The 25,547-nt window shown below is 65.3% G+C and carries 26 protein-coding genes; 12 read left to right on the top strand and 14 right to left on the bottom strand.

Annotation, left to right across the window (positions count from 1 at the left end):
* Positions 1-21: 21 nt before the first annotated feature.
* On the bottom strand, positions 22-912 hold the full coding sequence (locus tag PU724_RS07940) for a LysR family transcriptional regulator (RefSeq protein WP_354421213.1): 891 nt from the start codon (positions 910-912) through the stop codon (positions 22-24).
* 207 nt (positions 913-1,119) lie between these two features.
* Between PU724_RS07940 and PU724_RS07935 the strand changes: the two genes are divergently transcribed.
* Together PU724_RS07935 and PU724_RS07930 are read left to right on the top strand one after the other, a co-directional pair.
* On the top strand, positions 1,120-2,046 hold the full coding sequence (locus PU724_RS07935) for a DMT family transporter (protein WP_128272702.1): 927 nt from the start codon (positions 1,120-1,122) through the stop codon (positions 2,044-2,046).
* A 68-nt stretch (positions 2,047-2,114) separates the two neighbouring features.
* Positions 2,115-2,840, top strand: coding sequence for a haloacid dehalogenase type II (locus PU724_RS07930; protein ID WP_354421211.1), 726 nt, complete (start codon positions 2,115-2,117; stop codon positions 2,838-2,840).
* A gap of 123 nt (positions 2,841-2,963) precedes the next feature.
* Here the strand turns inward: PU724_RS07930 and PU724_RS07925 are convergent, their stop codons facing one another.
* The 3 genes from PU724_RS07925 to PU724_RS07915 all read right to left on the bottom strand — a co-directional run bounded on the left by PU724_RS07925 (position 2,964) and on the right by PU724_RS07915 (position 4,883).
* A complete protein-coding gene (locus PU724_RS07925) occupies positions 2,964-4,112 on the bottom strand; it encodes an amidohydrolase (RefSeq protein WP_354421209.1) in 1,149 nt (382 codons plus the stop codon).
* A 96-nt stretch (positions 4,113-4,208) separates the two neighbouring features.
* The gene (locus PU724_RS07920) at positions 4,209-4,664 is read right to left on the bottom strand and encodes a hypothetical protein (RefSeq protein ID WP_354421207.1); all 456 of its coding nucleotides are present in this window, start codon (positions 4,662-4,664) and stop codon (positions 4,209-4,211) included.
* Positions 4,665-4,730: 66 nt separating this feature from the next.
* A complete protein-coding gene (locus PU724_RS07915) occupies positions 4,731-4,883 on the bottom strand; it encodes a hypothetical protein (RefSeq protein WP_354421205.1) in 153 nt (50 codons plus the stop codon).
* Positions 4,884-4,938: 55 nt separating this feature from the next.
* On the opposite strand from PU724_RS07915, the gene PU724_RS07910 reads away from it, so the two are divergent.
* The 4 genes from PU724_RS07910 to PU724_RS07895 are packed head-to-tail and all read left to right on the top strand — an operon-like array spanning position 4,939 to position 8,811.
* Positions 4,939-5,799 (top strand): FAD binding domain-containing protein, encoded by an 861-nt coding sequence (locus PU724_RS07910; protein ID WP_354421203.1) that lies wholly within the window; start codon positions 4,939-4,941, stop codon positions 5,797-5,799.
* Positions 5,799-6,275 carry a (2Fe-2S)-binding protein gene (locus PU724_RS07905; RefSeq protein ID WP_127394218.1) on the top strand — a complete coding sequence of 159 codons (477 nt, stop codon included), beginning with the start codon at positions 5,799-5,801 and terminating at the stop codon, positions 6,273-6,275. The genes PU724_RS07910 and PU724_RS07905 overlap by 1 nt, the downstream gene beginning before the upstream one ends.
* A gap of 1 nt (position 6,276) precedes the next feature.
* Entirely contained in the window at positions 6,277-8,541 is a 2,265-nt protein-coding gene (locus PU724_RS07900) for a xanthine dehydrogenase family protein molybdopterin-binding subunit (protein ID WP_354421201.1), read from the top strand.
* A 24-nt stretch (positions 8,542-8,565) separates the two neighbouring features.
* Positions 8,566-8,811: a MoaD/ThiS family protein gene (locus PU724_RS07895; RefSeq protein ID WP_354421199.1), complete on the top strand. Its 246-nt coding sequence runs from the start codon at positions 8,566-8,568 to the stop codon at positions 8,809-8,811.
* A 199-nt stretch (positions 8,812-9,010) separates the two neighbouring features.
* Here PU724_RS07895 and PU724_RS07890 read toward each other — a convergent pair whose 3' ends face one another.
* The gene (locus PU724_RS07890; RefSeq protein ID WP_354421197.1) at positions 9,011-9,202 is read right to left on the bottom strand and encodes a LysE family translocator; all 192 of its coding nucleotides are present in this window, start codon (positions 9,200-9,202) and stop codon (positions 9,011-9,013) included.
* Positions 9,203-9,339: 137 nt separating this feature from the next.
* Between PU724_RS07890 and PU724_RS07885 the strand changes: the two genes are divergently transcribed.
* A complete protein-coding gene (locus tag PU724_RS07885) occupies positions 9,340-9,657 on the top strand; it encodes a hypothetical protein (protein ID WP_354421195.1) in 318 nt (105 codons plus the stop codon).
* Between the two features lie 40 nt (positions 9,658-9,697).
* Here the strand turns inward: PU724_RS07885 and PU724_RS07880 are convergent, their stop codons facing one another.
* The gene (locus tag PU724_RS07880) at positions 9,698-9,853 is read right to left on the bottom strand and encodes a hypothetical protein (RefSeq protein ID WP_354421193.1); all 156 of its coding nucleotides are present in this window, start codon (positions 9,851-9,853) and stop codon (positions 9,698-9,700) included.
* A gap of 463 nt (positions 9,854-10,316) precedes the next feature.
* Positions 10,317-11,015, bottom strand: a complete 699-nt coding sequence (locus PU724_RS07875) for a type 1 glutamine amidotransferase domain-containing protein (RefSeq protein ID WP_354421192.1) — start codon at positions 11,013-11,015, stop codon at positions 10,317-10,319.
* Positions 11,016-11,182: 167 nt separating this feature from the next.
* Between PU724_RS07875 and PU724_RS07870 the strand changes: the two genes are divergently transcribed.
* Positions 11,183-12,094 (top strand): LysR family transcriptional regulator, encoded by a 912-nt coding sequence (locus PU724_RS07870; RefSeq protein WP_354421190.1) that lies wholly within the window; start codon positions 11,183-11,185, stop codon positions 12,092-12,094.
* A 121-nt stretch (positions 12,095-12,215) separates the two neighbouring features.
* Here the strand turns inward: PU724_RS07870 and PU724_RS07865 are convergent, their stop codons facing one another.
* Positions 12,216-12,632: a DOPA 4,5-dioxygenase family protein gene (locus PU724_RS07865; protein ID WP_127309681.1), complete on the bottom strand. Its 417-nt coding sequence runs from the start codon at positions 12,630-12,632 to the stop codon at positions 12,216-12,218.
* A 264-nt stretch (positions 12,633-12,896) separates the two neighbouring features.
* Between PU724_RS07865 and PU724_RS07860 the strand changes: the two genes are divergently transcribed.
* The gene (locus PU724_RS07860) at positions 12,897-13,952 is read left to right on the top strand and encodes an aminopeptidase (protein ID WP_354421270.1); all 1,056 of its coding nucleotides are present in this window, start codon (positions 12,897-12,899) and stop codon (positions 13,950-13,952) included.
* On the opposite strand, the gene PU724_RS07855 is transcribed toward PU724_RS07860, so the two are convergent.
* Positions 13,939-14,586, bottom strand: a complete 648-nt coding sequence (locus PU724_RS07855) for a class I SAM-dependent methyltransferase (RefSeq protein WP_354421188.1) — start codon at positions 14,584-14,586, stop codon at positions 13,939-13,941. The two genes, PU724_RS07860 and PU724_RS07855, sit on opposite strands and share 14 nt — an antisense overlap.
* A gap of 94 nt (positions 14,587-14,680) precedes the next feature.
* Entirely contained in the window at positions 14,681-16,714 is a 2,034-nt protein-coding gene (locus PU724_RS07850) for an ABC transporter ATP-binding protein/permease (RefSeq protein ID WP_426213072.1), read from the bottom strand.
* Between the two features lie 239 nt (positions 16,715-16,953).
* On the opposite strand from PU724_RS07850, the gene PU724_RS07845 reads away from it, so the two are divergent.
* Positions 16,954-17,808, top strand: a complete 855-nt coding sequence (locus PU724_RS07845) for an alpha-1,2-fucosyltransferase (RefSeq protein WP_354421185.1) — start codon at positions 16,954-16,956, stop codon at positions 17,806-17,808.
* A gap of 220 nt (positions 17,809-18,028) precedes the next feature.
* Here the strand turns inward: PU724_RS07845 and PU724_RS07840 are convergent, their stop codons facing one another.
* Positions 18,029-18,340, bottom strand: a complete 312-nt coding sequence (locus PU724_RS07840) for a hypothetical protein (RefSeq protein WP_354421183.1) — start codon at positions 18,338-18,340, stop codon at positions 18,029-18,031.
* A 2-nt stretch (positions 18,341-18,342) separates the two neighbouring features.
* Here PU724_RS07840 and PU724_RS07835 point away from each other — a divergent pair, with 2 nt between their 5' ends.
* The gene (locus tag PU724_RS07835; RefSeq protein ID WP_426213071.1) at positions 18,343-18,732 is read left to right on the top strand and encodes a hypothetical protein; all 390 of its coding nucleotides are present in this window, start codon (positions 18,343-18,345) and stop codon (positions 18,730-18,732) included.
* Positions 18,733-18,756: 24 nt separating this feature from the next.
* On the opposite strand, the gene PU724_RS07830 is transcribed toward PU724_RS07835, so the two are convergent.
* Together PU724_RS07830 and PU724_RS07825 are read right to left on the bottom strand one after the other, a co-directional pair.
* Positions 18,757-19,977 carry a cytochrome P450 gene (locus tag PU724_RS07830; RefSeq protein WP_354421179.1) on the bottom strand — a complete coding sequence of 407 codons (1,221 nt, stop codon included), beginning with the start codon at positions 19,975-19,977 and terminating at the stop codon, positions 18,757-18,759.
* A 1-nt stretch (position 19,978) separates the two neighbouring features.
* The gene (locus PU724_RS07825) at positions 19,979-20,653 is read right to left on the bottom strand and encodes a hypothetical protein (protein WP_354421177.1); all 675 of its coding nucleotides are present in this window, start codon (positions 20,651-20,653) and stop codon (positions 19,979-19,981) included.
* 104 nt (positions 20,654-20,757) lie between these two features.
* Here PU724_RS07825 and PU724_RS07820 point away from each other — a divergent pair, with 104 nt between their 5' ends.
* Positions 20,758-21,756 (top strand): hypothetical protein, encoded by a 999-nt coding sequence (locus tag PU724_RS07820; RefSeq protein WP_354421175.1) that lies wholly within the window; start codon positions 20,758-20,760, stop codon positions 21,754-21,756.
* Between the two features lie 114 nt (positions 21,757-21,870).
* Here PU724_RS07820 and PU724_RS07815 read toward each other — a convergent pair whose 3' ends face one another.
* Positions 21,871-25,275: an acyl-[ACP]--phospholipid O-acyltransferase gene (locus PU724_RS07815; protein ID WP_354421173.1), complete on the bottom strand. Its 3,405-nt coding sequence runs from the start codon at positions 25,273-25,275 to the stop codon at positions 21,871-21,873.
* Positions 25,276-25,547 lie beyond the last annotated feature (272 nt).

Raw genomic sequence — 25,547 nt, 5'->3', positions numbered from 1 at the left:
GGCAGTTGGAGCGCGATGCGCTCAGACGGCGATTTGAAGCGTCCCGTAGCGCTTTACTTCGGCCTCGATCTCCCTGACCAGCGTCTCCAGCGCGGGGTTTCGGGGGCTGCGCGCGCGCCTGACAATATAAGCCAGGTCTGGAGGCTTGGGGAATTTGTGGTCGACTATCTCCATATCGGGCTGCAGGTGCCGCTGACTCAAGAGTGCGACGCCGAGCCCCGCGGTCACGCCTGCAATGATCCCGGCTGCGCTGGAGCATTCGAACACGGTCTCGAACACCGTGCCCTCGTCCTGCCCGACGTCCATGCCCCAGCGCCGGAAGAAGCAGGCTTCATCGAAGGACAGGAATGGGACCGGCTTCCCGTTCGACAGAACCAGGTCGCGCGATTTCACCCAATGCAGCGTCTCGCGAAACAGGAGGATATCGGCGGGCCGGACCTCGTGCTGGAACACCTGGATGATGGCGGCATCAAGAGCTCCTTGGCTGAGCTGCTCCTGCAGGACGAGGCTCATGCGCACATGCGTGCGGACGCTCACCTCCGGGTAGAGCCGGCGAAACCGGCCAAGAATGCGCGAAAGGTCCGTGCAGGTCGTATCCTCGGTCATTCCCAGCGCAATCTTGCCCTGCAACGTGCTTTTCGACAGGCTCAGGACCGCCTCGTCATGGATGCCCAGAATGCGCCGCGCATAACCAAGCAAATCCAGTCCGGCCGTGGTAAACATCGGCGCGTTTGCCTTCCGAGCGAGGATTTCGCAATCGAGGCTCGCTTCCAGTCTCCTGATCTTGTGGCTGACCGCCGACTGCGACAAGCCGAGGATCTCGGCAGCGCGCGTGACGCCGCCGTGCTTCTCGATCGCGACCAGTGCGCGCAAGGCGTCGACATCCAGGCGGCGGCTCATCACTCCAGCCATGACAATCCTCAATCGAAACCAATGCGATACGCCGATTTCTGATCCGCCGACGCTTTTCAGGCAAGCCAGTATGCGGATTTCGCGGCTATTTCATGATCGTATCGAAATTTGTCATGTGCAAACGTGCGTGCTTGTCGCCAATAGTCAGCGCCATAATTGGCCGTGATCCGCTTGTCGGAGCTACGGGCGCCTGACCAAAGAGATCCCATGACGCTCCTGCACAGCAAAGCCCATCGCCTCGTGTGGCCAATGATGGCGACGGCCCTGGTGGTAAGCTGGAGTTCTGGCTTCGTCGGCATCCGCTACGCCAGCGAGAATGCCGATGTCATGCTGGTCCTGTTCTGGCGGACCCTGATGTCGGGATTGATTCTTTTGCCATTTGCTCTGCTGATCGGGCCGCGCATAGGCGCACGTGCCCTGGTCGAGCAGATGGTTTTCGGCGTGGCGATGATGTTCCTCTATCTGGGCGGATTCGCGCTTGCCATCGGTCAGCGCGTGCCGACCGGCCTTGTCGCGCTGATTTCCGATCTTGTCCCTCTCGCCATCGCAGCCTTGTCGCAGCCGGTTCTGGGGCAGCGATTGACCGGGCGACAATGGATCGGAACGGCTCTCGGAGTGACAGGCGTGCTCGTCGTCTCGCTGGACAGCCTGAGCCTCGGGACGGCCCCGGCCTGGGCCTATGTGTTGACAGTCGCTTCCATGATGGTTCTGGCGCTGGCAACGGTGGTGCAGAAGCGGATGGGGACGATCAATATGCCCATCCATCAGAGCCTGTGCATTCAATGCCTGACGGCGGCGATCCTTTTCGCCGCCTGCGCCGAATGGAATGGCGGGCTGATGCCGCCCCTCGATGCCCGATTCGGGTTTGGCATCGCCTGGCTGGTGCTGTTTTCGACCTTCTTTTGCTACAGCACCTATTATGTGAGCCTGCGCCTCTACACGGCCTCGCAGGTCAGCAGTGTGATCTATCTCAGCCCACCGGTGACGATGCTCTGGGGCTGGTCGATGTTCGGCGAGCCGCTTTCGACGGCGATGTTCGTTGGCCTTGCGGTGACACTGTTTGGTGTCTGGTTCACGTCGTCGCGCAGCGCAGCGTGGAAGGACCTGGAGCTCGGTCAGCAGCATATCGGATGATCAGTCGATGACGGCTCGTGCGATCACGCCAGCGTCGATCCAATCATGGACATCAAGGAGGTGAACCTATGAAGCTCACGGATTTCAAAGCCCTGACCTTCGATTGCTACGGCACGCTTATAGACTGGGAATCCGGCATGATCGACGGCCTGAAGCCGTTGACCGAACGGGCTGGCCGCGGCTTGAGCCGGAACGAGATTCTGGAGGCGCACGCCCGGCACGAATCCAGTCAGCAGAAATGGACACCGGGGAAACGCTACCGCGACCTCCTGCCGATCGTTTACAAGCGACTTGCGGAGGAATGGGGTGTCATCGTCACCCGCGAGGAATGTGTGGCGTATGGCGAAAGCGTGAAGGATTGGCCGGCTTTTGCCGACTCCGCCGAAGCCCTGCGGTATCTCAAGAAGCACTACAAGCTGGTCATCCTCTCCAACGTCGACAACGAGAGCTTTTCGTTTAGCAACGAGAAGCTCGGCGTGGATTTCGATGCGATCTATACGGCGGAAGATATCGGCTCCTACAAGCCTTCCGACCGGAACTTCGACTATATGCTCGAAAAGCTCGGGAGAATCGGGCTTGAGAAGCGACAGATCCTGCACACGGCGGAAAGCATGTTCCACGATCACGCTCCCGCCAACCGCTTCGGCCTGACATCGTGCTGGATCTATCGCCGGCATGCGGATCAGGGCTTCGGTGCCACGATGAACCCGGGCGACGTACCGACGGTGGATTTCCGCTTCGACAGCATGGCCGATCTGGTGAAGGCGCATGCTGAAGAATTGCGGCGTGGCTGATAGCTGAGCCGCCGGGCCGCTATTGCGTGACACCGCGCCCGCAGAAGCGGTCGTTCGACAATGTCCAATTTTGACCAAGGCCGTCGTTCGTTATGACCCGCAAAGGCCACGCCGCCAGCCTCTTCACCCCAGCAAATTGCGCGCCGTGCGCATGAAGATCTTCGATCCGATCGGGATCAGGTCGTCCGGAAAATCATAGTCCGGATTGTGCAGGGCCGGGTAGCGCTCGCCGGCGCCGAGGAAAAACATCGCCGACTTGGCGCTGTGGCCGAACAGGCCGAAATCCTCCGAGGCGCGCATCGGCAGGGCTTCTTCGCCATGGACGACGCTCTCTTCGTCGAGGGCGCGGCGCAGATGCTCCACCGCGTCCGGTGCGTTGACGCTGGCGACGAAAATCTCGTGGTAGTCGGAGCTTACGGCAAGGCCATGCCGGCCGGCGATTTCCGCGGCCAGCGCTTCCGCCGCGGCGCAGAGATCAGCCATGCGCTCGTCGCGCCGGGTGCGCAGCGTCGCCCAGACCTGCGCATGGGCGGGCGCGATGCCGAACACGGCTTCGCCCATCGCGGCATGGGTGACGGTCACCATGGAGAAATCGTCGTCGGCGAAGCTGCCGCGCCCGAGCGCCGGCAGCGCCGGCATCAGCTCGCTGATCGCCAGCATCGGCGAGACGCCGGTCTCCGGCATCGAGGAATGCGCGGTCTTGCCCTCCAGCGCGATGCGCATGCCGCGCGAGGCGCAGTTGACCACGCCGGACTTGAGCCGCACCTCGCCGAACGGCACGCCGGGCAGATTGTGCAGCGAGAAGGCGAAGTCCGGCGCGATCTCGCCGAAGCGCGGGTCGGCGACGACGCCGGCAGCACCATTGCCGGTTTCTTCCGCCGGCTGGAACATCAGCACGACACGGCCGCTTGCCGGCCGCTCGCGCCCGAGCTGACGGCCGAGCGCGGCCAGGATCGCGGTGTGTCCGTCATGGCCGCACATATGCGACTTGCCCGGCACCTGCGAGGCATGCGGCACGCCGGAGAGTTCCTCGATCGGCAGCGCGTCGAGTTCGGAGCGGAACAGCACGGTCGGGCCGGCCCGGCCGCTGTCGTAGACCGCCGCGACGCCGTGCCCGCCCAGTCCGGTCAGCACCTTGTCCGGCCCCGTATCGGCGAGGAAGGAAACGACTTCCTTTGCCGTTTTCTCCTCCTCGTTCGAAATCTCCGGCTGCCGGTGCAGCTTGCGCCGCCACGCGGTCAGCTCGACAATATCCCGATTGGTCAGGGTCATGCTTCTTGGCCTCCGATGACGACTTGCTAGCGACAAATGGCCGTGCCTGCCACGGCCATGGTCCGGGCTTGGGCGGGCCAGGCCTGGCCACCGGCCTTACTTCACCCGGTTGGGGCACAGCGCCTTGAACTGCTCCAGCGTATAGTCGTAGCCGGAAGCGCCGGAGCCATCGAGCACCACATTGTCATCAATCGATGTGATCAGATAGTCCGTCGTCACATCGGTGCCCTCGTTGCGGCCCTGGAACAGCATGTTGGCGCCATAGAAGGTGGTGAACTTGCCGGTCTTGCAGTTGGCGGTGATCTCGAAGTGCAGGGGCGACTTCATTTCCGCGTCGATGCAATCCTTGGAGAAATCGTGGCCATATTCACGGCAGAAGACGCCCGCCTTCCGCCTGTTGTGTTTGGCCAGGATGCTGGCATGCGTGGAGCCGATGCCCGTCTTTTTCACGATGGTGAGTTCCATTCCCACCCTGGCGCCGTAGGCTATCGTACTCGCCTGCGCCGCTGTCGCCAGGATCAAGGCGGGCAGGGCAGCCAACAGATGTCGCATGCAAACTCCTCCCTTTGACCGAGAGGTTTCACGCCGGCGATCGTCGGGTCAAGCCCCTGCAGCGGGTCATCGTTTCGCGGCGACGCCGAGCCGCTCTATCTTGTCGTCTGGCGCAATTTCCGGGCCGCTGACGGCCCGTCCGGACTGGCTTAAGCCTGTTTGGGACTGCATTTTGCGCCGCCTGGCCCAATCGCCGCCAATGCGGAAGAGGATGGCCATTATGAGGAGACCCTTTATAACGGTCGCTGAGATTTGCCATATCCAAGGGGAGACGATGCGTTACATACGTCCGCTTTCAATCGAAGATGCCGTCGGCCAGTTGGCCGGATCGGCCGGCACCGCCGCCATCCTCGCCGGCGGCAGCGATCTGCTGGTGAGGATGAAGGGCGGCTTCGTCGAACCCGACCTGATCGTCGACATCAAGGCCATCGAGGGCCTGAGCGAGATCCGCGAAACCGCCGACGGCTTCAGCATCGGCGCCGCGGTGCCCTGCGCCGTGCTGGGCGAGAGCGCTTCGCTCAAGAAGGCATGGCCGGGCGTCGTCGAGGCGGCAAACCTCATCGGCTCCAAGCAGGTGCAGGGACGCTGCACCATCGTCGGCAACCTCTGCAACGCCTCGCCGGCCGCCGACAGCGTACCGGCGCTGGTGGCTGCCGGCGCCAAGGCATTGGTGGCCGGACCTTCGGGCAAGCGCACGATTGCCGTCGAGGCGGTGCCGACCGGGCCGGGTCGGACCTCGCTCGCCAAGGGCGAGATCATCGAGGCGATCCTGCTCGACAAGCGGGCGCCGCGCTCGGGCGATGCCTATCTGCGCTTCATTCCGCGCACCGAGATGGACATCGCCGTGGTCAGCGCCGGCGTCAACCTGACGCTCGACGAGCAGGGCGTCGTCAAATCGGCCCGCGTCGCGCTGGGCGCCGCCGCACCCACGGTGCTTTTGGTCGAGGAGGCCGCCGAGGCGCTCATCGGCAGGAAGCTTGACGAAGCGGCGCTCGAGCGGCTGGCCAAGGTCTGCGCGGGCGCCTGCCGGCCGATCGACGATAAGCGGGGCACCATCGAGTTCAGACGGAAAGTTGCGGGCGTGCTGGCCAGGAGAGCCGCCACGACCGCCTATGCGCGTGCGGGAGGCAAGTGATGGCTGGTGTAGCGGTTTCAACGACAATCAACGGCGATCACGTCGAGTATCTTTGCCAGCCGGACGAGACGCTGCTCGACGTGCTGCGCGACCGGCTCGGGCTGACCGGCGCCAAGGAAGGCTGCGGCACCGGTGACTGCGGCGCCTGCTCGATCATCCTCGACGACCGGCTGGTCTGCTCCTGCCTGGTGCTTGGCGCCGAGGCCGAAGGCCGGCGCATCGAGACCGTCGAGGGCATGGCGCATGGCGAAAAACTGCATCCGCTGCAGCAGAAATTCCTCGAGCACGCCGCACTGCAATGCGGCATCTGCACGCCGGGTTTCCTGATCGCGGCGAAAGACCTGTTGGCCAAGAATCCTGACCCGACCGAGGAGGAAATCCGCTTCGGCCTTGCGGGGAACCTCTGCCGCTGCACCGGCTATGACAAGATCGTGCGCGCCGTCCAGGACGCGGCAAACGTGATGAAGGGAGCCTGAGATGAATTTCGATCCGCGCTATTCCGGACGCAATTTCTCCTCCGTCGGCACGCGCCCCATCCGCCCCGACGGCGTCGACAAGGTGACCGGCCGCGCCCGCTACGGCGCCGACTTCAACATGGCCGGCCAGCTCGTCGGGCGTGTTCTGCGCAGCCCGCATGCCCACGCGGTCATTAGGAAGATCGACACCTCGAAGGCGGAGAAGCTCGCCGGCGTCAAGGCGGTGATCACCGCGAAAGACCTGCCCGACCTCACCGACGGCGATGCCGGCATGTACGACATCCTCGACAACTGCATGGCGCGCGCCAAGGCGCTCTATGACGGCCATGCGGTGGCCGCCGTCGCCGCGGTCGATGCCCGCACCGCCAGGCAGGCGCTGAAGCTGATCGCGGTCGACTACGAGGTGCTGCCGCATGTCACCGATGTCGACGAGGCGATGAAGCACACCGCGCCGCTGATCAACGACACGACCTTCACCGAGGGCCTCGAGGAAAAGCCGGTCAAGCCGTCCAACGTCACCAAGCGCAGCCAGTTTGGCCATGGCGACGTGCATCAGGGCTTTGGCCAGGCCGACTTCATCGTCGAGCGCTCCTTCAAGACGGAGCAGACGCACCAGGGCTATATCGAGCCGCATGCCTGCGTGGCGAGCGTGTCGTCCGACGGCACCGCCGACCTCTGGGTCTGCACGCAAGGCCATTTCGTCTATCGCCAGCACTGCGCGCAACTGCTTGGCATGGAAGCCTCGAAGCTGCGCGTCACCTCCTCCGAGATCGGCGGCGGCTTCGGCGGCAAGACCCATGTCTGGGCCGAGCCGGTGGCGCTTGCCTTGTCCAGAAAGGCCGGACGGCCGGTGAAGCTGGTGATGACCCGCGACGAGGTGTTCCGCGCCTCCGGCCCGACCAGCGCCACCTCGATCGACGTCAAGATCGGCGCCCGCAAGGACGGCACCATCACCGCCGCCGAAGCGACGCTGCGCTACACGAGCGGCCCCTATGCCGGCACGTGGGCCGAGATCGGCGCCATGACCGCCTTCGCCTGCTACAGGCTCGAGAACGTCAAGACCGTCGGCTACGAGGTGCTGGTCAACCGGCCGAAGACAGCGGCCTATCGCGCGCCTTCCGCTCCGATGGCGGCCTTCGCGGTGGAAAGCGCCGTCGACGAGCTCGCCAAGGAGGTCGGCATCGACCCGGTCGAGTTCCGCATCAGGAACGCCGCCCAGGAAGGCACGCGCTCGTCCTACGGCCCGGTCTACGGCCCGATCGGCATCGGGCCTACCCTTGAGGCAGCGAAGAACCATCCGCACATGAAGGCGCCGCTCAAGGAAAACCAGGGCAGGGGCATGGCCTGCGGCTTCTGGTTCAACTTCGGCGGCCAGACCTGCACCGACCTCAACATCGGCATGGACGGCTCGGTCTCGCTCGCCGTCGGCACGGTCGACGTCGGCGGCTCCCGCGCCTCGCTGTCGCTGGTGGCGGCGGAGGAGCTCGGCATCGACTATAGCCAGGTCAAGGCGATCGTCGCCGACACCTCCAGCCTCGGTTACAACGACATGACCGACGGCAGCCGCGGCACTTTCTCGTCGTCGATGGCGACCATCTCGGCCGCCCGCAATGCGATCAAAATCCTGCGCGAGCGCGCCGCGCAGATGTGGGACATCTCGGTCGACGACGTCGCCTGGGAACAGGGCCATGCGGTCGCCAAGGGCGACAAGCACGGCAATCTCGGAAAACTGTCGCTGAAGGAGATCGCGGCCAGGTCGGGCACGACCGGCGGGCCGATCGCCGGCCACAGCGAGCTCGTCGCCGACGGCGCCGGCGTCTCCTTCGCCACCCATATCTGCGACATCGAGGTCGACCCCGAGACCGGCTTCACCAAAGTCATCCGCTACACGGTGGTGCAGGATGCCGGCAAGGCGGTGCACCCGACCTATGTCGAGGGCCAGTACCAGGGGGGTGCCGCGCAAGGCATCGGCTGGGCGCTCAACGAGGAGTATATCTACGGCAAGGACGGGCGGCTGCAGAACGCCGGCTTCCTCGACTACCGCATCCCGGTCTGCTCCGACCTGCCGATGATCGACACGCAGATCCTCGAGATCCCCAACCCCAACCACCCCTATGGCGTGCGCGGCGTCGGCGAGACCTCGATCGTGCCGCCGCTGGCGGCGATCGCCAACGCGGTGTCGAACGCCGCCGGCGTGCGCATGACCCACATCCCGATGTCGCCGCCGCGCATCCTGGCGGCGATCGAGGCGGAACGGGAAGGCTAGAGCCGAGATGAGGACCTTGCTCTAATGGTCGAAGTCACCCTTTGGGGCGCGCTCGGCCAGCTCGCCGGGGGCAAGAGCAAGGTCGAGGTCGAGGCCAAGGACATCAGGGAGCTGTTCCGCAAGCTGGCGGAACAGTATCCCGGCATCGAGCCCTGGATCGACCGCGGGATTGCTGTGGCGATCGACGGGACGATCTATAGGGATACGTGGAGCAAGGAGCTGCCACCGGGGGCGGAGATTTTTCTGCTGCCGCGGCTGGCGGGGGGGTGAGTGGGGACAGGACGCGACGTATGTCGAATCGCAGCTTGTGCCCCGTTGTAGTCATTCGACTTTGTACCGCATCGGCCACCTAGGGCCGCAGTCCGTTTCGCGAGCACGCGGACGATCTGCGTGAGTGAGTGCATGCCGAGGCATCTGCAGCGTGGAGGCGCACGCCTTTCCCATCGATGAGTAGACTCCGACCGTCGACTTAAATACCGCGCCTACCCCTGGCGCGAAACGCCTTGTAGGCGAGATAGATCAGATAGGCCGCGCCGATGATTTTCAGCGCGTTGAAGGCACCTTGCGAGGTCTGGAAGATGGCGGCCATGCCGATGGCGACCGCGACGGTGTGGACGATCAGCCCGGTGCAGAGGCCAAGCGTGACGAACACGCCCACCATGCGGCCATAAGCGCCGACTGGATCAGCGCGATCAGATCGTCGGGACCGGGCACCCAGGCGAGCAGAGTGGCGGCCGCGGCAAAGGCAACGATCGCGTCGAGTGGCAGTATCGCTCGGCGCTTCCCGTTTCGGATGCGGTGTTTTGCACCATCCGCGCGGCTTCTGCAAAGGCCGAAGCGGTTCGGCGGGTGGCGATCCTATATTTGAAAAACCCGGATGACCGCCAATCAAGGCTCAGCTACAAACCGGCCATGACCGTTCAAATTTCCCATGTCGTAGGGGCGATCATTCTCGGTGTGATCGGCATCCTCGCCTACCGGTGGCTCGGCCTTGTCGCGATTGTCATTGTCGGTGGCGTCGGTTTCCCAGCTTTGATGGCGGTGGTCTATTACCAGGCCGATCTGGAAACCCGTAAGGGCCGGGGCTGGAATTGGCTGAAAGACATGGGCTTCTAGCTGCAGCGTCGCTTCAGCGGCGCGGCGTGCCAGGCGAATTCTAATCGCGGTGCCTGGCGAAGCGCCGTCTGCGGTTGCTGACGATCGCCGGCCTCCAGCCAAGGCCGCGGCAGGTGATCCAAAGCAGAACGGCCTGGCCGGAGAGGCCGACGACGATCGAAGCAACGGCAATGCCCGAGACGATATCGGAATCCATGTTTGCGAGCCCCCGCCCGGCATGATTTACCAGCGGGAAGTATTGGCCTCACTCGCACGTGAGTCACTTACCCAATAATATGGACTAGGCCGAAAGCGGTATGTTGCGACGGGCGAAGCAATTCCTGCCAGCGCAGCGGTCGCCGATGGCGACAGAGGGCGCGTTAAGGAGCGCCGTGCCTATCACCTTCGTCATCCTGGGGCGGAGCAAGGAGCGAAGCGACGCGCGCAGACCCTGGGATCCATGCCGTGACCTGCGAGCGTCGCGACGGCGCGGAATTCTGCCAGGGCGCATTCTTCGGCAGGCGGCACAGCATGGATCCTCGGGTCAAGCCCGAGGATGACGAAGCGTGGCGGAGCCGGAGCACCAGGCGCTGAGAGCGCCGGCGGACAGCGCACCCCTTCGGGTCAAGCCCGAGGATGACGAAGCGTGGCGTGAGCCTGCGGCAGATCACGATGCCCGCTCAGGCGGCCCTGGTCTTCACCAGGCTCACGGCAGCCATGAGCGCCTCCGCCGCCTCGACCGACGACCCCGGATTCTGACCGGTGACGAGCCGGCCGTCGACCACCGTGTGCACGCCCCAATCCTTGACCCTGGAGAAGACCGCGCCGAGCTGGATGAGCTCGTCCTCGACGAGGAAAGGCACGATGTTGGTGAGACCCACAGCCGCTTCCTCGGCATTGGTGAAGCCGGTGACATAGCGGCCCTGAACGAACGGGGTGCCGTCGGGATTGGTCACGTGACGCAGGACGCCCGGCGCATGGCAAACGAGGCCGACCGGCTTGCCGGCGGCAGCGAAGGATTCAATCAGCCTGATCGAATTCGGATCTTCGGCCAGATCCCACAGCGGCCCGTGTCCGCCCGGGTAGAAGACCGTGTCGAAATCCTTCTGGTCGATGCTGTCCAGGCGCACCGTTTCCCCAAGCTGCGCCTTGGCAAGCTCGTCGGCGCTGAAGCGCCGCGTGAGGTCGGTCTGGAACATCGGCTCGTCGCTCTTCGGGTCGAGAGGCGGCTGGCCGCCCTTCGGCGAGGCGAGCGTGATCTCGGCGCCGGCGTCCTTGAAGACGTAATACGGCCCTGCCAGCTCTTCGAGCCAGAAGCCGGTCTTCTTGCCGGTGTCGCCCAGAGCGTCGTGGGAGGTGAGTACGATGATGACTTTCATTGTCGCATGCTTTCGTCAGATGATGCCGCGCCGCGAGGCGTCGCCGCCGGTTGATGGGGAGCTCGATCAGCCGCATCGGCTTATCGACGAGCCGATAGTGGCACTTGCCCACATATTTCAGAAATTTACTTCTTCGATTTCAGATATTTATCTGAGATTATATCTCGATGAGATACGACCTGAACCTGCTCCCGGTTTTCCTGGCCCTGATGGAGGAGCGCAGCGTGACACGGGCGGCAGCGCGGCTGGGCATCACGCAGCCGGCGCTGTCCAATTCGTTGAACCGCCTGCGCGACACCTTGCGGGATCCGCTGTTCATCCGGGAACGCTACGGCATAAAGCCGACGCAGCTCGCCGAGGAGATCGCGCCGACGATCGAGGCGGCGCTGGCGCAACTGGACGATCTCATCCTGAACCAGCAGGAGTTCCAGCCGGCAAACACCGAACGGCTGTTCACCCTTGCCCCCAACAGCTACGTGGAGATCGTGCTGATGCCGGCGCTGGTGGCGAGGGCGCGCGAACGAGCGCCGGGGATCAAGCTGCGGATGACGGCATTCGGCAACGATCTGGCCGAGACCGGCGTCATTTCCGGCACCACGGCCATGGTGCTCGGCCGGATCGTCGATCCGCCGGACAACCTTGTCGTCCAGCACCTCATGGACGATGGGCTGGCCTGCGTGGTGCGCAAGGACCATCCCGGCGTCCGGGACCGGATTTCCCGAGAACAGTACGAAATGCTCAAGCATGTGAACGTGCTGCCGCCGGGCCGGCTGCGCGCGGGTGTCTTCCAGGCATTGGGGCAGCAAAACCTCAAGCGCGAGGTTGCGGTATCCGTCACGCATTTCCTTGCCGTGCCGGAGATGCTTGCCGTCACCGACTATTGCGCAACGCTGCCGAAGCTTATCTGCCGCAGTCTCGAGCGCGATCCGCGGCTGAAGGTGCTGCCGACGCCGGTCGACCTCGGCACCTTTCCGGTGGAGATGGCCTGGCACGTTCGCTACCGCCACGACCCCGCCCACAGGTGGTTGCGCTCGCTGATCGGCGAGCTGGCAAAGGAAATGACGGCGCAAGCCCCCTGAGAGCGCCTTCCTGGTCGGCGCGTGTTGCTCGGCCTGTCCCCCACAAGGTGGGGAGGTGGCCGCGTAGCGGTCGGAGAGGGCGCTGCCATGGGCGACTGCCCTGCTGCCGAGACCGCCGCCGCTACGCCTCCAGCGTCGGCTCCGTATTCACCTCCAGCGCCTCTTCCGCCTCGTCCTCTTCGCCAAGCACCTCTTCGTGTACCCCCAGCGCCTTCCCGATCCAGACCGGGTCGACCGTATGGTCGCGCTTGGGGTTGGTGGTGTTGGGGTGGATGAGGATGCTCAGGCCGCCGTGGTTCAGCATCAGCCACGGCACCAGCGTCGCGAAAACCTCGTTGGCGAACGAGACCTGGTACATGGCCTGCTGATGCGGGCCGACCGGCTCGTCGCGCCAGTTGCCCAGGCGCACGCGGAAGCGTTCTGCGATGCGCAGGCGCAGCCATTCGGCATGCTGCCGCTCAGGCTGGCCGGCGTAGTAGATATGGGCGTGATAGCTGGCGATCTCCGCAAGCTGCCTCGGACTGGTTTTCTCGTTCACCGCGATCCTCCGCTTCGATTGGTGACGCGCCCGGCAGGACTCTCCCAGGCCCTCCAGGCAGCCTCGCGCGCTTGGCGGACCTAAGTCAATTCACAGGCGGATGGCCGCCTTTGCCAATCCTGCCAAAGTCGAAAGTCCGGCCCGCCGACATCTTGACGAAAATCGGTGCGCCTGATGAGACATGGTGCAATCGGTTCCAGGGGGAGATGGGCAAGCGGTGGGCTGGCTGTGAAGCGCGTTTTTCGTTTGCTTGCCGCTGTTGTCATGGCGTCCGGGCTGACCGGCTGCACCAGCATTTCCTACTACGCGCAGTCGCTGCAGGGTCATGTCGAGATCATGGCGGCGCGGAAAGATGTCGGAACGCTCGTCCGCGACCCGTCGACGCCCGAGGCCTTGCGCGCCAGGCTGACGTCGGCGAGCGCCATCAGGCGGTTTGCGACGGATGAGCTGGCGCTGCCCGACAACAGCAGCTACCGCAGCTATGTCGACATCCATCGCGACGCCGTGACCTGGGCCGTTTTCGCCGCGCCGCAATTCTCGCTTGCGCCGCGCACATGGTGCTTTCCGGTTTTCGGCTGCGTTCCGTACCGGGGTTACTTTGCCCGCAAAGCCGCGACGGAAAGCGCGCTCGAACTGCACAGGCAGGGGCTGGACGTCTTCGTCACCGGCATCACCGCCTATTCCACGCTCGGCTGGTCGAGCGACCCGCTGCTCAGCACCATGCTCGGTCAGGACGACACCTATCTCGCCAGCCTGATCTTTCATGAACTGGCGCACCAGCGCCTCTATGTCGATGGCGACTCAGCCTTCAACGAGGCCTTCGCGGTCGCCGTCGAAACCAGCGGCGTCAGGAAATGGCTGCGCGCCGCTGGCGATCGCGCCGGATTGCGCCGCTACGAAGCCGATCGCAGGCGCAGGGCCGATTTTCTCGCACTGCTGGCGAAAACCCGCGACGAGCTGGGGCAGGTCTATGAAAGCTCCCGCAGCCCGGAGCAGATGGCGGCCGCCAAGGCTGCCGCGATCGACAGGCTGCGCATGCGCTATCGGCAGCTGCGCGACAGAAGCTGGGCGGGATATCGGGGCTACGACGCCTGGTTCTCGGCCCCGATCAACAACGCAAAGCTCGCCGCGACCGCCGTCTACGGCGAACAGGTTCCGGCCTTTCTTCGCCTGTTCGACCTGTGCGCCGGCGACTATCCGAGGTTCTACGCTTCCGTTCGACGCATCGCCGATCTGCCGCAAGCTTCCCGTGCCGAAGCGCTCAAGACTGCCGCTATCTGTGATCGACCAGGCACGAGGACCGCAACTACAGCTTTCTGAAGAAGCCGGACAGGATGTTCGGACCGGCTTCGCCGGGCCGCAGCCTGATCCCGTCCTCGAACGAGTTCAGCGTCACGCACTCGAAGCCGTGGTGCGCGAGCAGCGCCACCAGCGAGTCGCGGTCGAAATGGTGCAGGTGCTCGTCGGGCAGGCGCATGCGCCAGGTCTGGAACCACGCATCGCCCCCGGCGCCGAGCTCGCGCCAGCGGCAATAGGGCACGGCGATGGCCAGGTGGCGGGCCTCCAGGCGGCCGAGGAAACTGAGATCCGGGATATGCTCGAGCACGTCGAACATGGCGACGAGATCCCACGAGCCGGCGAGCGCCTCATCCCAGTCGACGAAGCGAACGCCCTGCGGCAGCGGAAACTGGGCGATGTCGCAGCCGGCGCAGTCGGCGACGCCGGTGATTTTGGCGGCTTCGACGAATGTGCCGGTGCCGTAGCCGATCTCCAGCACCGACCGGGGAATCTCACCGGTGACGCCCAGCACCCAGCCAAGCCGCTGATAGCCGAGCTTGATGGTCCGGTCGCTCAAATCCTCGTAATAGGAGATGTATTGCTTGTCGTACTCGATCGGGGTGAAGTCGATCTGGTGGATCACGCCGAACCCGTCCAGCTCGTAGTTGTCCAGCATTCGCGTGCGCCCTCCGGGAGTGCCAATTCCTTACATTGCGGAGCTAAACGCAAGGTAACCGGCCGCGCCGGCCAAGGAATCGAACCAGCGGGCCTCACTCCACCTCACGCCGCGCTCCGCCCTTCGTACCGCTCCCCCACAGGGCGCGCTGGAACACATTGCGCTTGCCCTTGCGCGGGACGAGCTCGATGTCGCTGACCAGCTTGGCGCCGCCCTTGCGCCGCTCCAGCGTGATCTTGCGGCTGTGGAAGGCCTCGAGCTCGGCGCGATGCGCCACGCTGATGATGGTCACCTTCGGCAGCTCGTGGACGATGGTCTCCATCATCTTCTCCTGGCTCTTCTCGTCGAGCGCCGAGGTCGCCTCGTCGAGCACGATGATGTCGGGGCTGTGCAGCAGGAGGCGCGCGAAGGCGAGGCGCTGCTTTTCGCCGCCCGACAGCGTCTGGTCCCACGGCGCCTCTTCCTCGAGCCTGGCCGCGAGATAGGCGAGGCCGACCTTGTCGAGGGCGTTGTTGATCTCCTCGGCCGTCCAGTTGTCGGCGGCGGCGGGATAGGCGACGGCGCGGCGCAGCGTGCCGGTGGGGATGTAGGGCCGCTGCGGCAGCATGAACAGCCGCCTGCCGGGGTGGAAATTGACGCTGCCGCCGCCCCATGGCCAGAGGCCGGCGACGGCGCGCACCAGCGTCGACTTGCCCGAACCGGATTCGCCGGCCACCAGCACACGCTCGCCGGGTTCGATCGCGACTCCGGTTTCCTTGACCACGGCGGTGCCGTCGTCGAGCGTCACCGAGAGATTGTCGAGGCTGAGCATGGCGCCGTCCTCGGTCTCGCCGCGGCTTATGCGTCCGAGCGCGTCGCTCTGCTCGGCGCGCTCCAGCCCGTCGAGCGACATCATCAGCGAGGCGATGCGCCGCGCCGAGGCGTTCCAGTCGGCAAGCCGCGGGTAGTTGTCGACCAGCCAGCCGAACGCGCCCTGCACGATGCCGAAGGCGGAGGCCGCCTGCATCACCTCGCCAAGCGACATGCCGCCGGCGAGGAATTTCGGCGCGCAGAGCAGGATCGGCACCACCGGCGCGAACAGCAACGACCCTTGCGAAACGAGTGCTGTGCGCATGTGCTGGCCGGTCAGCAGCGCCCATTGCCTCAGCACATGGCCGAAATTCCTGTCGATGCCGCTGCGCTCCTCGTCCTCGCCGCCGAGCAGCGCGATGCTCTCGCCGTTCTCGCGCACGCGCGTCAGCGTGTAGCGCAGCTCGGCCTCGGCCTGGTTCTTCGTCTCGGAAATGCGCACGAAGTTGCGGCCGATGACCACCATCGAGGTCGAGGTGATCGCGGCGTAGATCACCGCGGTGATCACCAGGAAGCCCGGAATGGTGACGCTCTCGCCGCCGATCGGCAGGGTCAGCGCTCCGCCGATAGTCCACAGCACGATGATGAAGGTCGAGGCCGACAGGAATGCGTTGAGGACGCCGGCGATGAAATCGACGGGCGATTCGGTGGCGATGCGCAAATCCTCGGTCATGCGCGCTTCGGGGTTCTGGTGGTCGCCGCCGACCAGGTTGAGCTGATAGTAGCGGCCGCTGGCCAGCCAGCGCGCGATGACCGCGGTGGTCAGCCAGGAACGCCAGCGGCGCTGGATCGTCATGCGCATATAGACCTGCGTGACGACCAGGCTGCCGCTGCACAGCACCAGCGGCACGAACACGGCGCTGAGGAAATAGACGCTGCGGGCGTTGCGCTGCTCGAGCGCGTCGAAGATCGAGCGGTTCCAGACATTGATGCCGTACTGGAAGCCGATATTGATGCAGATCAGCAAAAGCACGCCGATGGTGAACGGCCAAGCGAGCCTGTCGCCGCGCCGGCTCCAGTAGCCGCGCGCGCTGATCCAGAAACGCTTCAGCAGATATTTCCTGCGTGCCTGCTCGGCGGCTTCGGGCGCCAGCTGCGGATCGGGTTCGGCAGCCTCCGGCGGTGGCGCCGCCTCGCCATTGACCTCAGGCGCGGCTTCGACGACCAAAGCCTTGTCTTCATTCGATTTCTCCGGGCGCGATTTCGCTTTGCCCGGCGTTCGGGCAGTACGCGATTTGGCGCCGCGGACCGGTTTCGATTTGGATCTAGCTTCTGACATCAGGCCGACAACGGCCTAAAAATCAAAAGGTTTCATGACGTTCGCCACGCCATCCCGCCGCCGGCGCGCCTTGGTTCCGGTGCTGGCGGCACTCCGTCGTGATTGCCGGGGTAGCCGCGACAAGTGGAAACACGGAGCCGGAAGCTTGCCTATCGGACAAACCTCACGCGATTATTCCGGCCAACAATGCCGGCACCGGATCGACAGGCTCGATCCGGTGCCGGCCTGAAGGGGGTTCGATGCGGCGTGTACCGATCGTCATGCGACCGCTTGGCGGTATGGGCAACAGGATGTTCCAGTACATGTTCAGCCATGTGCTGGCCAGGCGCATTCCCGGCGGCTATGTCTGCAATGCCGACCTGCCGGAGTGGTCCGTCGCCACGGTGCGGCCGCCTCTCCTGTGGCGGTACCGGGCGCTTCGGCTCGAAGGCTCGCATCGCTACGATCTCGACGCGATCGCCGCCGCGTTCCGCCAGCAACGGGCGCGCAGCGTCCTGTTCAAGGGCTTCGCGCAGAGGTTGGGCTATTACGATCGCGCCGAGGTTTCCAGGATTTTCGACGGGCGCGCAGCCGAGGCGCCGACCTATGGCGACGACTTCCTCGTCATCCATGTGCGGGCCGGCGACATCCTCGACGGCTTCCACAAGAACTACTGCCCGATGCCGTTCGCCTTCTTCGAAACCTTGATCCGCGACAGCGGCCGCAAGCCGGTCTTCGTCGGCCAGACCCATGACGACAACGACTATTGCCGGCGCCTGCGCCAGCGCTTTACCGATGCCGTCTTCGCGCCGCAGGCATCGCCATTGACCGATTTCGAGACGCTGCGCCGGGCAAGCCATGTCGTCGCGTCGGTAGGCACCTTTTCCTGGCTGGCCTGCTGGCTGTCGTCGGCGCGCACGATCCATCTGCCGGTGGCCGGCATCCTGGATCCGGCGATCAGGCCGGATATCGACCTGCTTCCGCCGGGCGACGCGCGCTACCGCTTCCATCAACTGGACATCGGCGACTGGACGGCGTCCGCCGAGCAGCTCGCGGCCTTCTATGGCGATGCGATCGCGTTTCGGCAGGTCGAACTTGGGCACATTGCGCGATGAAAGAGTTGCGATGAGATTTCCGCTTTCCATCGACAGGCCTGTGATCTGCGCGATCATGAAGCTGGAGCAGCCCTATGTGATCGAGTGGATCGCGTGGCACAAGCTGCACGGTTTCGATCTGATGATCGCCGACAATTGTCTCGCCGGACCGCAGACGGCAGTGCTTTCGGCATTGCGCGACGCCGGCTGGATCGAGCTAGTGGACTGGCGGCACGATCGCTCACAGCCGCAGCGGCGCGCCTATTCGCACCTTTATTGGCGGGCGCTGCTGCAGGGCTATCGCTATCTCGGTTTCCTCGACGCCGACGAATTTCTCGAGCCGCTCGACGGACCGCCCTGGAGCGGCGCCGAGCTCGTCCGCTCGCTGCTCAGACGGCGCGGCGTGCGCAGCGTCGCCTTCCGCTGGGCGAATTTCGGCAGCGACGGCAAAGAGGCCTATGAGGACGAGCTGGTCACCGTCCGGTTTCCGAGACGGGCCGGCACGACGCCTCGACGGCGCGCTGGAAGAAGGCGTTTGCACGCGTGTCGTCATGCTTGCCGAAGGCCATGCGAAGCCCGACGCTGTTCATGGCGCACCCGCACGGCTTCCCGATCGGGCAGCGCAGGACGCTGGTCGACGGCATCACCCTCGACAGGCATCAAGCCGCCATGCCGATGGAATGGAAGCTCGGCTGGATCCGCCACTATGCGGTCAAGTCGCGGCAGGAATTGCTGAGCAAGCACGCCCGTGGCGGAGGCTTCACGCCGGCGAGCGAGGCGCCCTCCCTGGAAGAATATATCGCGTCGCGGGATCAAAATGACATTCTCGATCCGCTCGACGAGGCGGCGATCGAGGCCCTGCGGGCCAAGGTCGCGGAGATCGTCCGGTCGCTCGATCCGGCGATCCTCGAGCAGACGCGGCCGCTGTTCGAACAGCACAAATAGGCATCGGCGGCGCGTGGCGAGCCCCTAGGCAAGCACAAGCGGCGCGGTGCTCATCCCGTGGAACGACAGCGACGGGCGGCGCGTGGCGCCGGCGGCATCGAGCCGCCAGCCAGGGGCGCGGGTGAACAGCGCCTCGATCATCGCCGCGATCTCGATGCGGGCGACATGCTGGCCGAGGCAGACATGCAGGCCGGTGCCGAAGGTCAATGACAAGGTCGGCGAGCGCGTGAGGTCCAGTCGGTCACCGTCCGCGAACACCGCATCGTCGCGGTTGCCGCTGCCGAGCACCGCCACCACCGCCTCGCCGTTCGCGATCCCAACGTTGCCGAGGTCGATGTCTTCGGCCGCGATGCGCGCCACCGCGTATTGCACGGAGGCGCCGTAGCGCAGGAGCTCGGCGGCGGCGCTGCTCCAGTCGACAGCCCGGCGCTCGAGCAGGTCGCGCTGTTCTGGAAAACGGTGCAGCGCGACCACCGCGTTGCCGAAAGCGTCGACGACGGTCTCCTGTCCGGCAAACAGCATGAACACGACGTTGGCCACCATGTCCTCGCGCGACCAGCGGCCTTCGGTGACTTCCCGCGCCATGCGGGCGACCATTCCGTCCGGCCGGAAGGCCTGTTGCGCCAGCCGTTCCTCGACAAAGGCCCGGCACTCGCCATAGGCCGCGGCGCTGGCAGCCGGCGGCTGGTCTGTTCGCAGGTCGAACGCGCCGGCCATGCGGCTGGTCACCGATTTCAGCGCCCATGGATCCTCGATCTCGATGCCCATGATTTCCTGCAGGAGCCAGAAGGAGACCGGCACGGCGAGCCCGGCGACGGCATCGATGCGGCCGTCCGCCATCGCCCGGTCGACTAGCTCGCGGCTTAGCGCGCGCAGGCCCTGTGTCAGCGTCTCGACGGCGGATCTGGAGAGGCAGCCTGCAACCGGCCGGCGCAGCTCACCATGATGCGGCGGATCGGCGAGCATCACAGACCGGCTGAGCAGCGCCATCGGCGCCTGGTCGACAAGCTTGCGACGGACCTCCTCATACCTGCCGGGCGGCGCCTGCAGCAGGGCCGGATGCTTGAGGACGCGGGACACCAGTTCATGGCTGAAGACGTAATGCGCGTCGGCAAGTTCCGGATAGGGCGCGGCGCCGCGCGCGATGCCGCCCAGAGCGCGCATCTCCGCAAAATGCGCGAACGGATCTTCGCCGAGCGCGAACGGATCGAAGAACGGAGCCGTCATGCCGTGGCCGGCCCGCATGTCATTTCTTCAGGTCCTTGGCCGAGATGACCCGGAACCCACCGGACGCGGCGTCCTGCGGGAAGAAATCCGGCATGACGTAGAGGAACTCGCAGTCGTAGACGCGGTAGTGCAGCCGCAGCAGCGGATCGCGGATGATCTCCTCGAGCGGCGGCCTTATGCCGGTCTCGTTCCAGCGGTCTATGGTGGCGCGAAACCGCGGGTCGGACCTGACCTTGTCGTCGTCGTCCTCGTCGCCGGATGAGCCGGCATAGGCCGAGCAGCGGCCGTCGCCGATCAGCCAGCGCGCGCCGAGGCGGCGGCCGTGGTGCTCCATCTCCTTCAGCAGCCGGATTGCCGTGTTGCCGCCGCGGTGGCTGGGGCGGACGCAGAGATTGTAGGCATAAAGCGAGTGCACCGGCTCGCTGCGCGGCAGCGATGCAAAGGCATCGAAATTCGTGGGAAAATCGGCGCGCACCAGCGGGTCCTGGCTGGTTTCGGTGAAGCAGAGCGTGCCGGCCAGCGCGTCGCCGTCGATCGCGCCCAGCATGGTGTGGCCAAGCGCCAGCCGGCGGCGGATGGTCGCCTCGCTGGCTCGCAGCGGACCGGCCCAGGCGGCAGCCTCAAGCTCCATCAGCAGCGGCATGTCGTCCGCGTCCAGCTTCCGGATTGGAAGCGCATTGCTCTCGACGTTCATCTCTCGGCCACCCGACTTGCCCACGCGCTATAGGGCGTGCCGCAGCTTTTTGCTAGTCAGCAAGGCTGCCGTTTGCAATTGTGCAGGCCGGGGGACGCGATCACTTGATATTCTACGTCACGCATAGAAAGCACGCCTATACTCATGCGGTCGTGCTTCTCTATCACCGCCCAGACCTGCAAGCATCGTTCCGGCTGGTTCGCTATGAGGATGCCGGGTTGCTGCGCGGCGTTCGCGCGGGCGTGGTGGTCTGGTCGGACATGGACCGGCTGAGCGCCGAGGAGTTGCAGCGGGCAGCCGAGCTGAGCGCCGAGCTGGCGCAGCAAACGGGCTTGACGCAGCTCAACCATCCGACGGCCAGCCTGCAGCGCTTGGATCTGTTGCGCGTGCTGCGCGGCGACGACGGCAACTTTTTTCGCGCATTCAGGCCGGACGAGCTCGATGACACGATGCGCTATCCCGTCTTCATCCGCGACGAGGTGGGCGCGCTGTACGAGGAGCCGCCGCTTCTGCACGACCGGCCGGCGCTGGACGCGGCACTCGCAAGGCCGGACGGGCGCAAGCTGGTGCGGCCGATCGTGGTGGAGATGACCGGCACGCCAGGGCCTGACGGATACTACCGGAAATTCGCCGCCTACCGGGTCGGCGATACGATCTACGCCCAGCATATTGCGATGTCGAAATCGTGGTTCGTCAAGAATGCGGCCGATCGGCTCTTGCCGGCCCACATCGACGAGATCAGGGCCTACATTACCGAGAACCCGCATGCCGGGCGGGTGATGCAGGTCTTCGAAAAGGCCCGCATGCAGTACGGGCGCATCGACTACACGCTTGCCGAGGGCAAGCTCGTGGTGTTCGAGATCAACAGCAATCCGACCGTGCTGAGTGACCCGCCGACGCCGTTCGCCACCTACGACCCGCAGCCTTTCGCCGACCGCCACGCCGACGCGCTGCTCGCGCTGCCGCAGGCGGCAGCGCCGGACTCGCTGCCCGCGATCGACGCCGCCAACCGGGCGACGCTGGCCAAATTGCGGCGCCGCTACGAGTTCAAGCGGCTGAAGCTCGTGCTGCAGAAGATCTTTGGGCGAGGTGGGGCAAAATAGTCTGAAGCGCGACGCCTTGCCCAGCGACCCGCTCGAGCGAAACAACCGCAAAGCCGGGGCCGGCGGAAGTCTTGGCGGGCCGGCGCACTGCGCCGGCCCGTTCGCCTTTCGCCATCAGGCGGCCTTGACCTTCAGCTCTTCCTCGCCGCGCACCAGCTTGGTCACGCCGGCGAAGTCGAGCTTGCCGGAACCGAGCACCGGCACCTTCGGCACCACGCGCACCTCGGCCGGCACCATCAGGTCCATGGCGCCGTTGGCCTTGGCGAAGGCCAGGAATTCGGCCCGGGTGGCGTTCGCGGCCTCGGTGATGAGGATCAGCTTTTCGCCCTTGCGGGCATCCGGCACGCTGGCAACCGCCGACAGCGACCCTTTCCACAATTCGCCGGCCAGCGCCTCGACAGCGGCCAGCGAGATCATCTCGCCGCCGATCTTGGCGAAGCGCTTGGCGCGGCCGCGGATGGTGATGAAGCCGGCCTCGTCGACGGTGACGACGTCGCCGGTGTCATGCCAGCCGTCTGCCAGCGGCTCGAGCACGCCCGGCTTCTCGGCCCGCAGATAGCCCGACATGACATTGGGGCCGCGCACGTAGAGCCGCCCGCCGTCATCGACGCCGGGCACCGGATCCAGCCGATACTCCATGCCGGGCATGATTTTGCCGACGCTGCCGGACCGGTTGTACATCGGCGTGTTGATCGAGATCACCGGAGCCGCCTCGGTCACGCCGTAGCCTTCGAGGATACGCAGGCCGAACTTCTCCATATAGGTCATGCGCGTCGCCGCCTTGACCGGCTCGGCGCCGGCAAAGCAGTAGCGCACCGAGCGGAAGTCGTAAGGATGCGCCGTGCGCGCATAGCCGGAGAGGAACGTGTCGGTGCCGAAGATGATCGTCGCATTCGACGCGTAGACCAGTTCCGGCACGATGCGGTAGTGCAGCGGCGAGGGGTAGAAATAGACCGGCACGCCCGAGATCAGCGGCAGCACCGTGCCCGCCGTCATGCCGAAGGAATGGAAGATCGGCAGCACGTTGAACACCTTGTCGCCCGAGTGGAAATCGATCCGCGAGGCAGCCTGGGCGGCGTTGGCCAGGATGTTGCGGTGGGTGAGCACCACGCCCTTCGGCGTGCCTTCCGAACCCGAGGTGAACAGGATCACCGCGGCGTCGTCGGGCTTGCGGGCGACGCGCGGCGTGCTCTTGCGCAGCAAGCCGAGCAGCTTGTCCTTCAGGCCGATGCCGGCCCGCAGCTCGTCGAGCCAGACGATCTCCACCGAGCGGCCGATTTCCTCGACCACGGCGCCGAGCTTTGCCTGTTCGACAAACGCGCGCGAGGTCAGCACGGTTTTCACCTCGGCGGCCTTGCAGGCGGAGAGGATGTTCGCCGCACCGGCGGTGAAGTTGATCATCGCCGGCACCTTGCCGGCCGACATGACGCCGAGCAGCGTCGCGCATGCGCCGTTGGCGTTTGGCAGCATGATGCCGATCGTCTGCTGGCCGGCATAGAGGTGCTCGAACTTCTCGCCGAGCACGGCGGCGGCCGTCAGCAGCTTGCCATAGCTCAGCGAGCCGGTGACCGGGTCCTGCACGGCGAGCTCTTTCATGCCGCGCTCGTTCGCCGTCAGGATGATCTTCTCCAGCACGGTCTTGTCGATGTCCTCGGTGCGGAAGACGAGATCCGACATCACCTGATAGAGGGCGGCGCCCGCCGCGGTGCGGCGCTGGCGGCCCTTGAGTTCCTGCGGAACGTCGAGCTTCACCGGCTCCAGGATGGTCACCTTGACCTTCGGGAACAGCCGGCGGCGCACGTGCTGCGACGTTAGCCGCGAGAAGTAGCTCTTCTCCAGCCCGTCGATGCGCACCGGCACCACCATCGAGCCGGTCTTGTCGGCGACCATGGCGGCGCCGTCATAGACCTTCATCAGGCCTCCGGTGACGGTGATGCGGCCTTCCGGGAAGATGACCAGCGGATCGCCGCCCTGCACGATCTTGATCAGCGTGCGGGTCGACATCGGCTTCGCCGGATTGAGCGGCAGGGCGCGGGCGAGCTTCAGGAACGGCTTCATCCACCACGCCTGCGCGATGGTGTGGTCGATGGCGAAGACCGGCTCCTCGTCGGTCAGCGTCAGGGCCAGCGGACCGTCGAGGAAGCTGACATGGTTGAGCGCCAGGATCGGCGCCGGGCCGGCGGCCTTGAGGTTGTCCAGCCCCTCGACCTCCAGATGATGGAAGGCGCGGAACAGGATGGAGACGAAATCGCGGAAAGGATTCGTCGGCAGGTATTTCAGCATCAGCCAGGCGGCGACGGCATTGACCACGGCAAGGCCGGCCAGCACGCCGGCGATCGAGACGCCGGCGCCCTGGATGGCGGCGACGAGGCCGCCGCCAATGGTCATGAAGCCGGCGCTGACGACATTCACCGCGGCGACGATACGGGCACGCCGGTCCTCCGGCGCCCAGGCCTGCACGGCCGCGAAGGTCGGCACGACCAGGAAGGCGCCGGCGATCGCCAGGCCGGCGAGGTCGATGGCGACGCGAATGGTGTTCTGGCCGGCGAAGAAGGCGCCAAGCGTCTCGGCCTGGACCGGGCTGTGCAGGCCCCACACGCTCCAGGCGAGGTCCAGCCCGAACACGGCCATCAGCGCGGTGCCGACCGGTGCCGGCAGCAGCACCATGCGGCCCTGCGACATCCATGCCGCGATGGCCGAGCCGACGGCAACGGCGACCGCGAAGACGGCCAGATAGGCGGTCACCGCGATCTCGGTGCCGCCGAGCGAATTCTTGACCAGGGGGGGCAGGATGGAAAGGACGATGGCCCCGACCAGCCAGAACCACGACGCCATCAGCGCCGCCCGCCAGATGCGCTGGTTGGTGCGCAATTCACTGACCAGCCGCCAGGTGGAGCGCAGGATGTTCTTGTCGATCGCGAGATCGGGTGCGGCCGATCCGGTCGCCGGGATGTAGCGGCTGACGAGCCAGCAGCCGACGGCAAGCGCCATCATGATCGGGCCGAACACCGCAACGCCGATGCCGTCGGCCGAGACGATGCCGCCGGCGATGGTGCCGCCGAGGATGGCGGCGAAGGTGGCCGACTCGATCCAGGCGTTGGCGCGCGGCAGGTCCTTGCGCTCGAGGTGATCGGGCAGGATGCCGTATTTGATCGGGCCGAACAGCGCCGAGATGACGCCAAACAGGAACAGCGCCGTCAGCAGAACCGGAATGGAAGAGAGCGCGATGCCGATGACCGCGAGCAGTGCGGCGCCGATCTCGACGAACTTCAGCCTGCGCGCCACGAAAGCCTTGTCGAAGCGGTCGGCGATCTCGCCGCCAAGCGCGGACAAGAGCAGGAAGGGGGCCATGAAGATGGCGCCGGCCAAGGTCACCAGTGACGCCGCCTGGTCGGCGGCAAGGGTGAAGAGGATGAGGAACACCAGCGTGTTCTTCAGGAAATTGTCGTTGAAGGCGGACAGGAACTGCGTCCAGAAGAGAGGCGCGAAGCGCCGCGACATCATTAGATGGGTGTTCATGGCAAGTTCCAATGGGCAAGGCCATCGAGCAATCCGAGATGGATCGGTCAGCGGTTGCTTGCGCGGTTCGAGCCTCGTTTTAAGCGGGAAGCCGGTTAAACTTCGTTACTGCGGTTGATATCCATCATCAGCTTTTCGGTCTTGGCGCCTTGCAGCCTGTTGATGAACCGGCCCGTTCACTCGGCGTCACGCAGCGTCTTGGTGATGGCGATGGACGTCTTCCAGGCACTCGAATGGTTGGAAACATAGCTGTTGGTGGCCATCGATATGAT

Origin of the sequence: Mesorhizobium abyssinicae (genome assembly GCF_049887195.1) — a bacterium.
GTDB lineage: Bacteria > Pseudomonadota > Alphaproteobacteria > Rhizobiales > Rhizobiaceae > Mesorhizobium > Mesorhizobium abyssinicae.
Note: the sequence above shows the minus strand (reverse complement) of the source record. Positions and strands in the feature narration are given on the sequence as shown.

Bases quoted from the DNA above. Each gene is read 5' to 3' on its own strand.
- PU724_RS07940 (WP_354421213.1), bottom strand. From the start codon at position 912: ATGGCTGGAGTGATGAGCCGCCGCCTGGATGTCGACGCCTTGCGCGCA.
- PU724_RS07935 (WP_128272702.1), top strand. From the start codon at position 1,120: ATGACGCTCCTGCACAGCAAAGCCCATCGCCTCGTGTGGCCAATGATG.
- PU724_RS07930 (WP_354421211.1), top strand. From the start codon at position 2,115: ATGAAGCTCACGGATTTCAAAGCCCTGACCTTCGATTGCTACGGCACG.
- PU724_RS07925 (WP_354421209.1), bottom strand. From the start codon at position 4,112: ATGACCCTGACCAATCGGGATATTGTCGAGCTGACCGCGTGGCGGCGC.
- PU724_RS07920 (WP_354421207.1), bottom strand. From the start codon at position 4,664: ATGCGACATCTGTTGGCTGCCCTGCCCGCCTTGATCCTGGCGACAGCG.
- PU724_RS07915 (WP_354421205.1), bottom strand. From the start codon at position 4,883: ATGGCCATCCTCTTCCGCATTGGCGGCGATTGGGCCAGGCGGCGCAAA.
- PU724_RS07910 (WP_354421203.1), top strand. From the start codon at position 4,939: ATGCGTTACATACGTCCGCTTTCAATCGAAGATGCCGTCGGCCAGTTG.
- PU724_RS07905 (WP_127394218.1), top strand. From the start codon at position 5,799: ATGGCTGGTGTAGCGGTTTCAACGACAATCAACGGCGATCACGTCGAG.
- PU724_RS07900 (WP_354421201.1), top strand. From the start codon at position 6,277: ATGAATTTCGATCCGCGCTATTCCGGACGCAATTTCTCCTCCGTCGGC.
- PU724_RS07895 (WP_354421199.1), top strand. From the start codon at position 8,566: ATGGTCGAAGTCACCCTTTGGGGCGCGCTCGGCCAGCTCGCCGGGGGC.
- PU724_RS07890 (WP_354421197.1), bottom strand. From the start codon at position 9,202: ATGGTGGGCGTGTTCGTCACGCTTGGCCTCTGCACCGGGCTGATCGTC.
- PU724_RS07880 (WP_354421193.1), bottom strand. From the start codon at position 9,853: ATGGATTCCGATATCGTCTCGGGCATTGCCGTTGCTTCGATCGTCGTC.
- PU724_RS07875 (WP_354421192.1), bottom strand. From the start codon at position 11,015: ATGAAAGTCATCATCGTACTCACCTCCCACGACGCTCTGGGCGACACC.
- PU724_RS07870 (WP_354421190.1), top strand. From the start codon at position 11,183: ATGAGATACGACCTGAACCTGCTCCCGGTTTTCCTGGCCCTGATGGAG.
- PU724_RS07860 (WP_354421270.1), top strand. From the start codon at position 12,897: ATGGCGTCCGGGCTGACCGGCTGCACCAGCATTTCCTACTACGCGCAG.
- PU724_RS07855 (WP_354421188.1), bottom strand. From the start codon at position 14,586: ATGCTGGACAACTACGAGCTGGACGGGTTCGGCGTGATCCACCAGATC.
- PU724_RS07850 (WP_426213072.1), bottom strand. From the start codon at position 16,714: ATGTCAGAAGCTAGATCCAAATCGAAACCGGTCCGCGGCGCCAAATCG.
- PU724_RS07845 (WP_354421185.1), top strand. From the start codon at position 16,954: ATGCGGCGTGTACCGATCGTCATGCGACCGCTTGGCGGTATGGGCAAC.
- PU724_RS07840 (WP_354421183.1), bottom strand. From the start codon at position 18,340: ATGACGACACGCGTGCAAACGCCTTCTTCCAGCGCGCCGTCGAGGCGT.
- PU724_RS07830 (WP_354421179.1), bottom strand. From the start codon at position 19,977: ATGCGGGCCGGCCACGGCATGACGGCTCCGTTCTTCGATCCGTTCGCG.
- PU724_RS07825 (WP_354421177.1), bottom strand. From the start codon at position 20,653: ATGAACGTCGAGAGCAATGCGCTTCCAATCCGGAAGCTGGACGCGGAC.
- PU724_RS07815 (WP_354421173.1), bottom strand. From the start codon at position 25,275: ATGAACACCCATCTAATGATGTCGCGGCGCTTCGCGCCTCTCTTCTGG.